The organism is Paraburkholderia solisilvae (genome assembly GCF_902859875.1).
Lineage (GTDB): Bacteria > Pseudomonadota > Gammaproteobacteria > Burkholderiales > Burkholderiaceae > Paraburkholderia > Paraburkholderia solisilvae.
Genome location: NZ_CADIKF010000001.1, coordinates 24,700 through 38,188, shown reverse-complemented (window position 1 = coordinate 38,188; position 13,489 = coordinate 24,700). Strand labels below are relative to the sequence as shown.

General features: G+C 62.9%; 11 protein-coding genes. 6 read left to right on the top strand and 5 right to left on the bottom strand.

The features are described from left to right. Positions 1–45 precede the first annotated feature (45 nt). From HV675_RS00165 to HV675_RS00155, 3 genes are all read left to right on the top strand, one after another. Positions 46–1,293 (top strand): efflux RND transporter periplasmic adaptor subunit, encoded by a 1,248-nt coding sequence (locus tag HV675_RS00165; RefSeq protein WP_246270015.1) that lies wholly within the window; start codon positions 46–48, stop codon positions 1,291–1,293. 23 nt (positions 1,294–1,316) lie between these two features. Continuing rightward, positions 1,317–4,451, top strand: a complete 3,135-nt coding sequence (locus HV675_RS00160; protein ID WP_175108716.1) for an efflux RND transporter permease subunit — start codon at positions 1,317–1,319, stop codon at positions 4,449–4,451. Positions 4,452–4,573: 122 nt separating this feature from the next. After that, positions 4,574–6,079, top strand: coding sequence for an efflux transporter outer membrane subunit (locus HV675_RS00155; RefSeq protein WP_175108952.1), 1,506 nt, complete (start codon positions 4,574–4,576; stop codon positions 6,077–6,079). 95 nt (positions 6,080–6,174) lie between these two features. Here the strand turns inward: HV675_RS00155 and HV675_RS00150 are convergent, their stop codons facing one another. Then, positions 6,175–6,759, bottom strand: coding sequence for a TetR/AcrR family transcriptional regulator (locus tag HV675_RS00150; protein WP_175108715.1), 585 nt, complete (start codon positions 6,757–6,759; stop codon positions 6,175–6,177). Between the two features lie 154 nt (positions 6,760–6,913). On the opposite strand from HV675_RS00150, the gene HV675_RS00145 reads away from it, so the two are divergent. Further along, complete coding sequence (locus tag HV675_RS00145) at positions 6,914–7,588, top strand: dihydrofolate reductase family protein (RefSeq protein WP_175108714.1); 675 nt, start codon at positions 6,914–6,916, stop codon at positions 7,586–7,588. A 275-nt stretch (positions 7,589–7,863) separates the two neighbouring features. Then, positions 7,864–8,748 (top strand): glutathione-dependent disulfide-bond oxidoreductase, encoded by an 885-nt coding sequence (yghU, locus tag HV675_RS00140; RefSeq protein ID WP_175108713.1) that lies wholly within the window; start codon positions 7,864–7,866, stop codon positions 8,746–8,748. Positions 8,749–8,859: 111 nt separating this feature from the next. Here the strand turns inward: yghU and HV675_RS00135 are convergent, their stop codons facing one another. The 3 genes from HV675_RS00135 to ku form a co-directional block, all read right to left on the bottom strand. Further along, positions 8,860–9,993, bottom strand: coding sequence for a porin (locus HV675_RS00135; RefSeq protein ID WP_175108712.1), 1,134 nt, complete (start codon positions 9,991–9,993; stop codon positions 8,860–8,862). Positions 9,994–10,268: 275 nt separating this feature from the next. Further along, on the bottom strand, positions 10,269–11,111 hold the full coding sequence (locus HV675_RS00130) for a tetratricopeptide repeat protein (RefSeq protein ID WP_175108711.1): 843 nt from the start codon (positions 11,109–11,111) through the stop codon (positions 10,269–10,271). Beyond that, complete coding sequence (gene ku / locus HV675_RS00125; protein ID WP_175108710.1) at positions 11,108–12,025, bottom strand: non-homologous end joining protein Ku; 918 nt, start codon at positions 12,023–12,025, stop codon at positions 11,108–11,110. Before ku ends, HV675_RS00130 begins: the two co-directional genes overlap by 4 nt. A gap of 312 nt (positions 12,026–12,337) precedes the next feature. On the opposite strand from ku, the gene HV675_RS00120 reads away from it, so the two are divergent. Further along, entirely contained in the window at positions 12,338–12,712 is a 375-nt protein-coding gene (locus tag HV675_RS00120) for a RidA family protein (protein WP_217477981.1), read from the top strand. 41 nt (positions 12,713–12,753) lie between these two features. Here HV675_RS00120 and HV675_RS00115 read toward each other — a convergent pair whose 3' ends face one another. Next, positions 12,754–13,344: a class D beta-lactamase gene (locus tag HV675_RS00115; protein WP_175108709.1), complete on the bottom strand. Its 591-nt coding sequence runs from the start codon at positions 13,342–13,344 to the stop codon at positions 12,754–12,756. Positions 13,345–13,489 lie beyond the last annotated feature (145 nt).

Genomic DNA, 13,489 nt, shown 5'->3' with positions numbered 1-13,489 from the left:
TGCGATCAGATGGCCCAAAAAATAGCATGTCGAGGATGCATCCAGGTGGATACGGAAACGAAACTGCAAGACGGCGAGGTACAGGAGCGCGACCGCATACGGCGCAAGCGCTCACCGGTCAAAAGCTGGACCGCGGTGCTGATCGCGATGGGCGTCATTTGTGGCGGCTGGTGGCTTTACGCGCATCACGGCGGCCAGGCGCCGGCTGCGAACGCGAAGCCCGCGGCGGCGCCCGAGGTGACGGTGAGCAAACCGCTGGTCGAGAACCTCGATACGCGTCTCGGTTTTCTCGGGCAGTTCTCCGCGGTCGATCAGGTCGAACTGCGCGCACAGGTCGGCGGCACGCTGACGGGCATCTATTTCAAGGACGGCGCGATCGTTCATAAAGGCGATCTGCTGTTTACCATCGACCCGGTTCCGTACGAAATCAAACTCGCCCAGGGCCAGGCGCAACTCGAGACCGCGACAACGAAGCGCGTGCTCGCCGATCAGGAATTGCGCCGCGCGCAGGAACTCGAGCGCAACGACGCGGGAACCGTCGAGAACGTGCAGCAGCGCACCTCGGATCTGAACACCGCGCAGGCCGCCATCGACGATGCGCAGGCGCAGATTCGCGACGCACGCTTCGATCTCGACCATTGCCGGATCAGCGCGCCGTTTACCGGCCGCATCGGCCGGCATCTGGTGTCGATCGGCAATCTGATTGCCGGCAGCCGCGCGGCCGCGAGCCCGACCACGCTGCTCGCCACCATCGTGTCGCTCGATCCGATCTATCTGGATTTCGACATGAGCGAGGCGGACTACCAGACCTTCTCGCGCTACCGCGCCAATGCAAAAGCACCGCTTGCGAACAAGGTCGAACTGACCTCCGGCAACGGCGGCGACACGGTTGCGACACGGCAGGGCACGCTCGACTTCGTCGATAACGTGCTGGACCGTTCGAGCGGCACGATCCATGCGCGCGCAACGGTCGCCAATCCCGACCTGCTGCTCACGCCCGGCGAGTTCGCGCGGGTGCGCGTCGCGGTCGCCCAGCCGGTGCCGACGCTGCTCATACCCGATGCCTCCGTGCTGCCCGACCAGTCCGAACATATCGTGCTGACCGTCGCCGCCGACGGCACCGTCGTGCCCAAACCGGTGGAGGTCGGCGAATTGCGCGGCGGACTGCGGGTCATCCGGTCCGGTCTCACACGCGACGATCGCGTGATCGTCGACGGTCTGCCTTATGCGGCTCCCGGCTCCAAGGTCAAGACGCGTGACGGCGCGCTTCACTACGCGGCCAAGCAGGACTAGTCGAACAGGACCGGAACGAAGCCATGCGCATTGCCCATTTCTTTATTGACCGCCCGCGCTTTGCGACGGTGGTCAGTGCCTTCCTGACGTTGATCGGCCTCGGTGCGATGTTCGTGCTGCCGGTCGCGCAGTACCCGGAGATCGTCCCGCCCACCGTGCAGGTGACGACGACGTACCCGGGCGCCTCCGCCGAAACGATCGCGCGCACCGTTGCCACGCCGCTCGAGCAGCAGATCAACGGCGTCGAAAACATGCTCTATATGAGCAGTCAGTCGACCGGCGACGGCAAGCTGACCGTCACCGTGACGTTCCGTATCGGCACCGATCTGAACGTCGCGCAGATGCTCACGCAAAACCGCGTGCAGGATGCGCTGCCGCGCCTGCCTGACGACGTGCAACGGCTCGGCGTGCAGGTCAGAAAATCGACGCCGAGCATCTTGCTCGCCGTGCACCTGGATTCGCCGGATAAATCGCGCGACACGCTCTACCTGTCCAACTACGCGACGCTGCACGTGAAAGACGCGCTGGCGCGGCTGCAAGGCGTCGGCGACGTGCAGTTCATCGGCGGGCGCGAATACGCGATGCGGATCTGGGTCGACCCCGACAAGGTGGCCGCGAGCAATCTGACCGCAAGCGAAGTGCTCAACGCGCTGCGCGCGCAGAATCTGCAGGTGTCCGCGGGCGTGCTGAACCAGCCGCCGACGAAAACCAACTCGGCCTATCAGATCAACGTCGAAGCGCTCGGCCGGTTGTCCACGCCGGACCAGTTCGCGGACGTCGTCGTGAAGTCCGATCCGCAAGGACGCGTCACGCGCATCCGCGATATCGGCCGCGTCGAGGTCGGCGCGGCGGACTACGGCTCGACCGCGTTTATGGACCGCAGCAACGCGGCATCGTTGCTGGTCTACGCGGAACCCGGCGCGAATTCGCTGGCGGTCGAAAAAGAAGTGCTGTCGACCATGAAGGACCTCAGCAACGACTTCCCGCCCGGCGTCGAGTACAGGATCATCTATGACCCGACCATTTTTATCGGCAAGTCGGTCGACGAAGTGGTGCTGACGATCTTCGTCGCGATCCTGCTGGTGGTCGGCGTCGTGTTTCTGTTTCTGCAGAACTGGCGCGCGACCATCATCCCGGTGGTGGCCATTCCGGTCTCGTTGCTCGGCTCGTTTATCGTGCTCGCCACCTTCGGCATTTCGCTGAACAATCTGTCGCTATTCGGCTTGGTGCTCGCGGTCGGCATTGTCGTCGACGATGCGATCGTGGTCGTCGAAAACGTCGAACGCAATATGCGCACCGGCATGTCGCCCGCGGAAGCCGCGCACCGCACGATGGACGAAGTCGGCGGCGCGCTGCTGTCGATCGCGCTCACGCTATGTGCGGTGTTCGTGCCGTCGGCGTTCCTGAGCGGCATTTCCGGGCTGTTCTTCCGGCAGTTCGCGGTGACCATCGCCGCATCGACGGTTATTTCGTGCTTCGTTTCGCTGACGCTGAGTCCCGCGCTGTGCGCCGTGCTGTTCAAGCCGCACGTGCACGACGCGCGCCCCGCGAACTGGGCGTCGCGGTGGCTGCATGCCGGCTTCGAGCGCTTCAATCACGGCTTCGAAAAGCTCTCGTTCGGCTACGCCAAACTCACCAAACGCCTGGTGCGCGGCCTGACCGTCATGCTCGCCATCTACGTTGCGCTGATCGGCCTCGCCGCGCTCGAATTTTCGCGCACGCCGACCGGCTTTATTCCGGAGCAGGATCAGGGCTATCTGATCACGGTCGTGCAATTGCCGCCGGGCGCGTCGCTCGAGCGCACCGAAAAGGTCGTGCGCAGCGCCATCGACATTATCCTGTCGACACGCGGCATCGAACACGTCGCGCCTTTTGTCGGCCTCGATGCGACCACGCTGACCGTCGCATCGAATTCGGGAACGATCTTTTCCGGCTTGCCGTCGCTCTACAACCACGAGCTTCCGGGCGTTACCGCTGAAACGGTGCTCGCGGATCTGCGCAAGCGTCTGTCGGTGATCAAGGACGCGTACGTGCTGACGATTCCGCCGCCGCCTGTACAAGGCATCGGCAACGCGGGCGGCTTCAAGATGATGCTGGAGGATCGCGCGGGGCTCGGCCCCGATGCGCTGGTGCACGCGGCCAAGAGCCTCGTTGCGGCGGCCAACCAGGACCCCGATTTCGCCGGCGTGTTTACGCTGTTCAACGCAGGCTCGCCGTCGGTATTCGCGGACATCGACCGCGTGAAAGCGGAGAAAGTGGGCCTCACGCCGACCGACGTGTTCTCGACGTTGCAGGTGTACCTCGGCTCGCAATACGTGAACGACTTCAACTATCTCGGCCGCACCTATGAAGTGATCGTCCAGGGCGATGGACAATATCGGCGCGGCGCCGACGACATCACGCGGTTGAAGGCGCGCAACCAGTCCGGCGAAATGGTGCCGATCGGCACGGTCGCGCAAATGGAAACGCGCACGATTCCGTATCGCGTGCCGCGCTACAACCTGTACCCTGCCGCCGAAGTCCAGGGTGTGGCCGCACCCGGCGTCGCAACCGGCACCGCGTTGCACCGGATGGAACAGCTCGCGCATCAGGTGCTGCCGCAAGGCATCGGCTTCGAATGGACCGAGCTCGCGTACCAGCAGCAGCAACGCGGCACGCCGACCCTGCTGGTGTTCGGCGCCGCCGCGCTGTTCGTGTTCCTCGTGCTGGTTGCGCAGTACGAAAGCTGGAAACTGCCGCTCGCGATCGTGCTGATCGTGCCGATGTGTATCCTCGCGTCGGTGACGGGCCTCGCGATTCGCGGCATGCCGATCGATATCCTCGCGCAGATCGGCTTTGTCGTGCTGGTCGGGCTCGCCGCGAAGAACGCGATTCTGATCGTCGAGTTCGCGCGGCAGAAAGAGGACGACGGCTCGTCGCCGGCCACCGCTGCCGTGCATGCGGCGCGCACCCGCCTGCGCCCGATCCTGATGACGTCGTTCGCATTTATCCTCGGCGTCGCGCCGCTCGCGGTCGCGACCGGTGCGGGCGCCGAAATGCGGCAATCGCTCGGTACCGCGGTGCTGTTCGGCATGCTCGGCGTGACCGGCTTCGGCCTGTTGTTTACGCCCGCGTTTTATGTCTTTATTCGCAAATTCGGCCGCAAGGAGCGCACCTGATGGCTTTCGCTTTCTTTGACACGGTGCCGTCGCCTGTTGCGCAAACCGCGTTATGTGATTCGCCGGCGCCGCGTGCGCGCATGCTTGTCTCGCGCGTCAAACTTCAGCACCGGCTCGGCGGCATGGCGTCGGCGGTCGCGCTGACGGCCGCGCTTGCGGGCTGCGCAGTCGGACCGGACTATGTGAAACCGACGACGCAGCTCGCGCCGTTCCACAACCACATCACAACAGACCAGCAGGCCGAAGCCGTCGCTCCCCCGCCGCCGCTCGATACCTGGTGGACCGGCTTCAATGATCCGATGCTGGTCGCGATTGTCCAGCGAGCGCTCGCGCAAAACCTCGATCTTGCCGCCTCCATTGCCCGCGTTCAGCAAGCGCGTGCCGCCGCCGCCGCGGCCGGTGCGCAACTGCTGCCGACAGTCGATTTCGACGCATCGGCGTCGATCGAGCATCAGAGCACGGTGAGCCCGCTGGGTTCGGTCGCACAGAGTTTCCCGGGCTACACGCGCGATCAGCGCGAGTACACCGTCGGTGCGGCGGCCAGCTGGGAGATCGACCTGTTCGGCGGATTGCGGCGCGACGCCGAGGCGGCACGCAACGAGGCTCAAGCGGCGCAAGCCGAACAGCTGGGCACACGCATCACGGTCGCGGCGGATGCCGCCGACGCGTATATGCAGATCCGCGGATTTCAGGCACGCCTCGCGGTCGCACAGGACCAGATCGATACCGACACGCGTCTGCTCGAACTGGTGCGCGTGCGCCGTCATGCGGGCGCGGCGGACGAACGGGAAATCGCGCAGGCCGACGCGCTCCTGAAACAGGCGCGAACCATCGTGCCGACGCTGCGCGCGGCACTGGAGGCGCAACTGAACCGCCTCGACGTATTGATGGGCGCGCAGCCCGGCACGTATGCGAAGGAATTGGCGCAACCGGGCGAGATTCCCGGCATTCCGTCGATCGACGACAGCAGCCAGCCGCTCGATGTGCTGCGCCGCCGCCCCGATGTGATTGCCGCCGAGCGGCGCCTTGCGGCGTCGAACGAACGGATCGGCGCCGCGCTGTCGGACTACTACCCGAAGATTTCCATTTCAGGTTTGCTCGGCGTCGACAGCATCAGTTCAGGCGATCTGTTCACGGCACGCGCATTCCAGCCCGCGGTGACCGGCGGCCTGCGCTGGCGGCTGTTCGACTTCGGCAAAGTCGATGCCGAGGTCGCCGACGCGCGCGGCGCAAATGCGCAAGCGCTCGCGCAATATCGTCAAACGGTGCTGAAGGCCGCGGAAGACGTCGAGAATGCGTTTACGACCCTCACGCAAACGGAAGCGCGCCGTCATGAACTGGACGACGAAGTGACCGCGCTGACGCGCTCGCGCGACCTGTCCGAGCGCGCGTACAAGGCGGGCGCGATCACGCTGACCGATGTGCTGGACGCCGACCGTCAATTGCTGTTTGCACGCGACGATCTCGACGGCACGCGGGCGGATGCCGCTCGTGCCGCGGTAGCGACGTTCCGCGCGCTGGGCGGCGGATGGCAAGTGGATGCGGCGCCGGCGCCGCAAGTCGCGAGTGGCAATGCCCCTGGCGATACCGCAAGCGGCGACGTGAAAAAGACCGACGCGCCGCACTAGCCGCATTGAGCGCCGCGCGCCCCGTCGGCGCACTTTTATGCGCAAAGGCGCGCTTCTTCTTCGATTGCCGTCACGAAGAAGAAGCGCGCCTGCTTTTATGGATACAGCGTCTTGCGCGTTTCCCGCAAAATCGAATCCGACAGTGCTTCGTCGTTGACGACCCGTGCGACGCTCATCGCGCCGATCATCGTGGATAGCATCACCCATGCCTTCTTGCGCGCCGCAGCCGCCGGCAGGTCGGGATAATGCGCGGGCAATTGCGCGGTAATCAGATCCGCCAACTCGTTCAGGCTCGCGGTTGCGATCTCACGCACTTCGTCGCTGCCGCGCGCAAGTTCGCTCGCCAGCGCCACGAACGGACAACCCCCATCGACGACATTGTCGCGATGCCCAATCGACAGATAACGATCGATGATCGCCTTGAGGCCGCGGCTCGCCGGCTGTACCGCCGCGGCCGTGCGCAGAACCTCGGTCAGTTCGGCGGCCGCAAGCGCCATCGACTCCTGCACGACCTGGTCCTTCGACGCGAAATGCTTGTAAAAGCCGCCATGCGTCAGGCCCGCTTCTCCCATAAAGTCGGCAAGCCCCGTGCTGCCGATGCCTTGCAGACGGAACCTGCTCGACGCGGCTTCGACGATGCGCTGCCGCGTTTCGGCGGCCTCCTGCCTCGACTTTCTCATTGCTTACGCATCTCCATTCAAATCGCCTGACGGGCTCTCGAAAACCCGGACTACTTAGATTAAATATAACATCCAATATCGCGGCACGGTACTTGCGCAACAAGGTTTTTCAGTTTTTGGCCCTCCGTATTTACCCGCCTGTTCTGGAGAAACCATGCATATCGTTTGCCATATGATGTCATCGCTCGACGGCCGCAGTCTGACCGACAACTGGAATCTCGACTTTGCCACGCAGTGCTACGAGGACACCGCGGCAAGCTTCAAGGCCGACGCGTGGGCATGCGGCCGTGTGACGATGCAGGAAATCTCGCACGGCAAGGACTATCCACGCGGTCTCGCCAGACAACCGGTCGCGCGCACCGATCATTTTGTACAACGTGATGCGAGTCAGTATGCGATTTCAATCGACCCCAAAGGACGGGTTGCGTGGGAAAGCGCTAGTGCACTCGAGTCGCATATCGTGGAAGTGCTTGCAGAAAATGTAAGCGACGACTACCTCGCGCATCTTCAATCGATCGGCGCATCGTATCTGTTCGGCGGCCGCGACGATATCGAACTGCGGCGCGTGGTCGACACCCTCGAACGTGAACTGAAGATCGGCAAGCTGATTGTCGAAGGCGGCGGCCATGTGGCGGGCGCCTTCGTCAACGCGCAACTGGTCGACGAGGTCAGCGTGCTGCTGATGCCGCTGGTCGACGGCCGCGAGGCGCATACGTCGTCCTTCGAAGTGGCGATGGAACAATGGAAAAAGCCCGCGTATCTGCAGCTTCAATCCGTCGAGCGGCTGGATCGCGACGTCGTATGGTTGCGCTATACGCGCAAGCAGTGAAGGACTGGTTTGCGCCCGTTTCGCGGGCACCGTTATGCGGCGAGGCAACAGGGCGGCGTTCGTTCCACCAGCAGGTGCAGCGCAGGTAGCGCCCATACACCCGACACGTGCGCCCCGCCCCTCGCGGCACTTTGTGATCCAGTGTCCTTCGTGGCAGGCGAATCGGCGGGTACCGGCGCCAAACCTGTTTGCACTCTAGTGCCTTTCAGCGCGTTATGTGGCGATGCGCTAAGCTTTGCCGGCATACCTGAGCAACGGCAAGGAGACCGAGAACAATGACGCAAACATCCGAATACGCACCTCCCCGGGTCTGGACGTGGGAGAAGGAAAACGGCGGCCAGTTCGCCAGTACCAATCGCCCGGTCTCCGGGCCCACGCATGAGAAGGTTTTGCCGGTCGGCCGTCACCCATTGCAGCTTTATTCGCTAGGCACGCCGAACGGCGTCAAGGCGACGGTGATGCTGGAGGAGCTGCTCGCGCTAGGGCATCGTGGCGCCGAATACGACGCGTGGCTGATCAGAATCGGCGATGGCGATCAGTTCGGCAGCGGCTTTGTCGATATCAACCCGAACTCGAAAATTCCCGCATTGGTCGACCGCAGCGGCGCGCAGCCGGTCCGTGTTTTCGAGTCCGGCGCGATCCTGCTATACCTCGCCGAAAAGTTCGGCGAACTGCTGCCGCAAGACAGCGCCCAACGTGCTGAATGCCTGTCGTGGCTCTTCTGGCAGATCGGCAGTGCGCCTTATCTCGGCGGCGGCTTCGGACATTTCTATGCGTATGCGCCGTCGAAAATGGAATATCCGATCGACCGCTTCACGATGGAAGTGAAGCGTCAGCTCGACGTGCTCGACAAGCAGCTTGCGAACCATGAGTACGTGGCCGGCAGCGCATACACGATTGCCGATATCGCGATCTGGCCGTGGTACGGCGCCCTCGCCAAAGGCCGGCTTTACGATGCGGCCGAGTTTCTCGCCGTGCACGAGTATCGGCATGTGCAGCGCTGGGCCGACGCCATCGACCAGCGCCCTACCGTCAAGCGCGGCCGCATGGTCAACCGGCTCTCCGGCGAACCGTCGAGCCAATTGCGCGAGCGTCACGACGCCACCGACTTCGAAACCCGCACGCAGGACAAGCTGTCCGTTTCGAGCAATGCCGGATAACCGCTTGCGCTGATCGCCGGCAAGCGCGTGGGCAGCAAAAGCGAACATGAGATGTAACGCGCTCCGCGCCAGCCGCGCGGAGCGCACCAAGTTCAGGGAAACGCCGCGCGTTCAGAAACGCGTGCGCATACCCACCGTCGCCGCCACCTGATTGCCAGTCGACGACTGCGCGAGACCATTGATAAACGCGCCTTCGAACGCGGAGCCGGAAGCACCGTACGCGTGCTGGTAGACGCCTTCGACGTAAACATCCGTGCGCTTGCTGAGCGAGTAATCCGCCATCAGCGTCACTTGATGCCATTTCGGGTCCGCCGAGCCCGTCGAGCCGCCAAACGCACCTTGCGTGAATGTGTACGCGCCGGCCAGCGAGATCGCGGGCGTCACCGTGTAGTGCACATTGACTTCGTAGTTATCGAAGTGCAGCGTGTCGAACGGCTGTTGAATCACCGAGTTCGCGCCCGGTTGGGTATTCTCGAACAGCGTATGGGTCCACAGCAGGCCGATCACGGCCGGCCCGATCGTATAGTTGCCGCCCACGCCCATTACACGCTGCCGCGCGGCGGGAAAGTTCACGAAGTCGTTGTTCGACACCGCGCCGGTCCCGTTCAGCGAGCCATCGTTCAACTGCAGATACGCGGCCGCCAGATTGACCGGACCGATGCTATACGTCACGCCGAAGCTATAGGCCCGATTGTCCGAAAAGCCGCCCGCCGTGTTGCTGAAGCCGTACAGAGCCTCCGCCTGCAAACCGTTGTACGTCGGGCTCACATATTTGACAGAGTTGTCGATATAGAACGAATCGTCGACGTTGTCGTTATCGAACGGGTGGGCGGCCAGGTTGTTGCCGTCGCCATTGTTCGCAAGTGCAATCGGGCCGAGCATGTCGACCACGGAGTCGTATTGCCGGCCAAGCGTCACCGTGCCGAACTGGTCGTGCTGCAGACCGACGTACGCCTGACGGCCAAAGATCGTATTCGAGTAAGTGGTCTTGCCGTTCTGGATATTGAAGCCGTTTTCGAGCTTGAAGATTGCGTGCAGACTGCCGCCGAGGTCTTCACTGCCCTTCAAACCCCATACTTCGTTGGACAGCATGCTGCTTTGTTCCTGCCATGCGCTGCTGCCGCCCTGGTTGTTCGTATAGACGATGCCGGTATCGATCAATCCGTACAGCGTGACGCTGCTCTGTGCATGAGCCGCCGCGGCAAAGACCGACAACGCGGCTGCGCCGATAATTTTCTTTTTCACTTGTTCCCCAACTGATAATCAGACCGGGCGCGTGAAACCCTCACATCGGTCGCGCGTGCGCGTGCCACCCGGCTTGCTTGACAAGCGTGTTCAACGAAAGGCCCGTCCAACCGCGAGAGTGGGCCATCCCTTGCTTGAGGTCCGCTTCGGTACCTGGAGCCCGATGATTCTATGGAGATTGCCGGTTTGAATCATCGAAAGAGTGCGAGTGTTTTCGCTAAGATTTTGTAAAGAGCGGGGGCTGATTTTTGCCTGAACGACGGTAGATGCGTTCGCTACGTACTGAGCTTCCGATACGCGCTCATATGCCTGACGAGCCCTTGCTGATCGCCAAGCTGTTCCTTGACGAGCGCAAGATTGTGATGCGCGTCCGCATAGCGCGGATTGATTTCGAGGCAACGCGCGTAGCTCCGCTCGGCGTCCGTGAGCCGTCCAAGCATTTCGAGCGCGACCGCCCGATTGAAGTGCAGCACCGCATCTTCGGGAAAATGCAAGAGCGCCTCATCGAAGACGGCAAGCGCCTCCTGACAACGCGCATCGTCTTCGCACAGAAACGCGCCGAGGTCCACATATGCGCTGTAGAACGGCTTCGGAGAAATCGCGATCGCCTTGCGGTACGCCTGCTCCGCGCCGGATGAATCGGCATCGGCGGCCAGCTGGTCCGCGAGCGCATACCACTCGTCGGCCTGCTTGCGTGCGTCCTTCTTCGCAGACGACACATCGAGAAACACGACATCACCCTTGATGTCGGCAACTTCAAAATCGAACTCGAGCTGCCCGGTGTTCGCGTCCCACTGCGACGGCCCGGTCCGCACCATGATCGTATTGCCGACGGCGCTCACGCGTATGCCGGACAGCGGTATCTCGTCGGGAAGTTGTGTGCGCAAGCGTGCGAGCGCCGCCAGAATCTTGCGCGACGATATGCGCGCCGATTGCAGCTGAAACGCGGTACGCAAAAGCACCACATCCTGAAACGTGAAGCGCAATTCGTTACGCGGACCGCGCGCCGGCGTAACGAAGCCGGCGTCGATCAGGCCGGCAAGCACGCTTCGCGATACGCCGAGCAGCGACTGAAGCTTGCGTACCGAGATATCGTGGTGCGAATTCTTTTGCTTCACTTGCGAGCGCGTACCTTGGCGGGAACAGCCGGCGCCTGCTCCGCGCGCTGCGCGGGTTTTCTCGTACGCGGCGCGGCGATTCCGGTGACCTCCGCGGCCTCCTTGCCTTTGCGCGCGACGGCTTTCGGCCGCGCGCCGCCACCTTTGGACAGACTCGCGCGCAGCGCCTCCATCAGATCGATCACCTGAGCACCGGAGTCCGCTTCCACCGGCTCGTTCGACACGACCTCCTTGCCTTCGATCTTCCGGTCGATGGCGGCGAGAATCCGCTTTTTCTCCTCGTTTTCATAGGCCGCCGGATCATACGAATCTTCCGTGCCCTGCTCGATGATCTGCAGTGCGAGCTTCAACTCCGCTGCGGAGACCGCAACGTGCTCGATATGCAATTCCGCCAGCGAACGAACTTCATCGGCAAAGAGCAGTTGCTGAAAAATCAGGCCGTCCTGCGTCGGGCGAATCAGCACGATGTGGGTCTTGCCCTTTGACGCCCATTTCGCAAGCGCCCCTCGCTGGCTTTCGAACAACGCCTGCTGCAGCAAACTGTACGGTTTGCCGCCCCGCTTGTCCGGCGCAATGAAATAGGTCTTGTCGAAGTAAATCGGGTCGACGGATTTTTCGGGAATGAAAGCGACGATCTCGACCACGTGGCTGGCGCTCTCTTCGAGCGCCTTGAGCTCTTCCGCGGTAAATACGACGAATCGGTCCTTTTCGAACTCGTAGCCCTTTTTCATCGCGCCGCGCTCCACGACCTCGCCGGTGGCTTCCGACACGTATTGCTGCTTGACCCGCGAGCCGTCCGGTGCGAGCAGATTGAAGCGGACGTCCGACGCACTCTCCGTGGCGGAGTAAAGCTTGACGGGGATCGAGACGAGACCGAAAGACAGCGAAAGCGATGCAATCGAGCGCGCAGCCATGAGCATCTCCTTGCGAGCCGGCACGAGCGCACCGGTTCCGGACGGCAGCGACCGCTCGCCTGATGGCGGCAGGCTGCAATTCAGCCCCGAGGGGGGCGATTCCGCAAGAATAGCACCGCCGCGGGAGCGCTTGAGCAATTCGCCGGACGTTCCGCTTTTTCGGCGATGGCCCTGCGCACAGAGAAAGGTTCTCGCAACGCGCCTACAATCTGACGGCGCTACGTCACCCGCCTGCCCGCAACGGCGATGACCACGACGACGGCGCTCATGGCAGTATCCGACTTACGACCACCATTGCAACCTCGATCACCCATGGATATGAAATTCATCAAAGTCCCGGACCTGCCCGAACCCGCGGGCCACTATAGCCCCGCGGTCAGCGCGAACGGTTTCGTCTTCGTCGCGGGACAATTGCCGCGCGATGCGCACGGTGTGGTGCCCGCGGGCATCGACGCGCAGGTTCGCCAGGCATTCGCCAACGTGGACGCAGTGCTGCGCGCGGCCGGATCGTCGCTCGAGCGCATCGTGAGCGTGACCGTGTATGTGACCGATATCGACAACTGGCCGACCGTCAACGCGGCGTATGCGGCCGTGCTCGGCAATCACAAACCGGCACGCACGATCGCGGTATCGCCGCAATTGCATTTCGGCTGTTTGCTGGAATTGCAGGTGGTCGCGCTCGCGTGATGCGCGGCGCGCGGCGCCGACCGTCGATGCACGGCGCCTTGTCATTGCAGCAGCGGGTCGGCCAGCGCAGGCCACCCGCTCATCAACGCATCGCGCGCACGCACGCCTGCCGGCCCGGCGCCGGATTGAACGCCGTCATCCTGAATGAGCCGCGCGAACACCAGCGTGCGCGGCCCTTTCGATGCCCAGCCGACGAACCAGCCCCAGCCATGCGCCGTATCGTCGGAACCGTCGGCGTTCCGCGGGAAACCTGAGCCGGTCTTACCGTGCACGCTCCACCCTTGTGGGCCGCGTGTGATCGCGGTGATCTGGTCGGTCATATCGAACGCATGCCGGCTCACCGGCAACTGGCGATTCACGACCTTCTCGAGAAACGACACCTGTTCCAACGGTGAAATCTGCAACGACGAATCGATCCACGCATGCGTCAGCCCATCGTGTGCGGCATCGCCTGAAACATCGGCATTGCCGAACTGAAATTTTCGCGTGTAGCTGGCAAAGCGCTCTTTGCCGAGCGACTGCGTGACCTGTTGCGAGTACCAGACCACCGAATATTTGATCCACCCGGCCGGGTCGGCAGGCTGCCGCCACGCCGCGCCGCCCCAATCCGCGTACCCGTCACGGTACGGCAAGCGCGGATCATGAAGATGCCGCCCATCTTATGCACATTGAATAGATAAACGAAATGCGCGGCATACGCAGCGACTGGACATAACCGGATTAACTGCTATCCTTATCGCCTTTTTGAGATAGCTGGCGAGATTGGCCACTACCGGC

Bases quoted from the DNA above. Each gene is read 5' to 3' on its own strand.
- HV675_RS00150 (WP_175108715.1), bottom strand. From the start codon at position 6,759: ATGAGAAAGTCGAGGCAGGAGGCCGCCGAAACGCGGCAGCGCATCGTC.
- HV675_RS00145 (WP_175108714.1), top strand. From the start codon at position 6,914: ATGCATATCGTTTGCCATATGATGTCATCGCTCGACGGCCGCAGTCTG.
- yghU (WP_175108713.1), top strand. From the start codon at position 7,864: ATGACGCAAACATCCGAATACGCACCTCCCCGGGTCTGGACGTGGGAG.
- HV675_RS00155 (WP_175108952.1), top strand. From the start codon at position 4,574: ATGGCGTCGGCGGTCGCGCTGACGGCCGCGCTTGCGGGCTGCGCAGTC.
- ku (WP_175108710.1), bottom strand. From the start codon at position 12,025: ATGGCTGCGCGCTCGATTGCATCGCTTTCGCTGTCTTTCGGTCTCGTC.
- HV675_RS00120 (WP_217477981.1), top strand. From the start codon at position 12,338: ATGGATATGAAATTCATCAAAGTCCCGGACCTGCCCGAACCCGCGGGC.
- HV675_RS00160 (WP_175108716.1), top strand. From the start codon at position 1,317: ATGCGCATTGCCCATTTCTTTATTGACCGCCCGCGCTTTGCGACGGTG.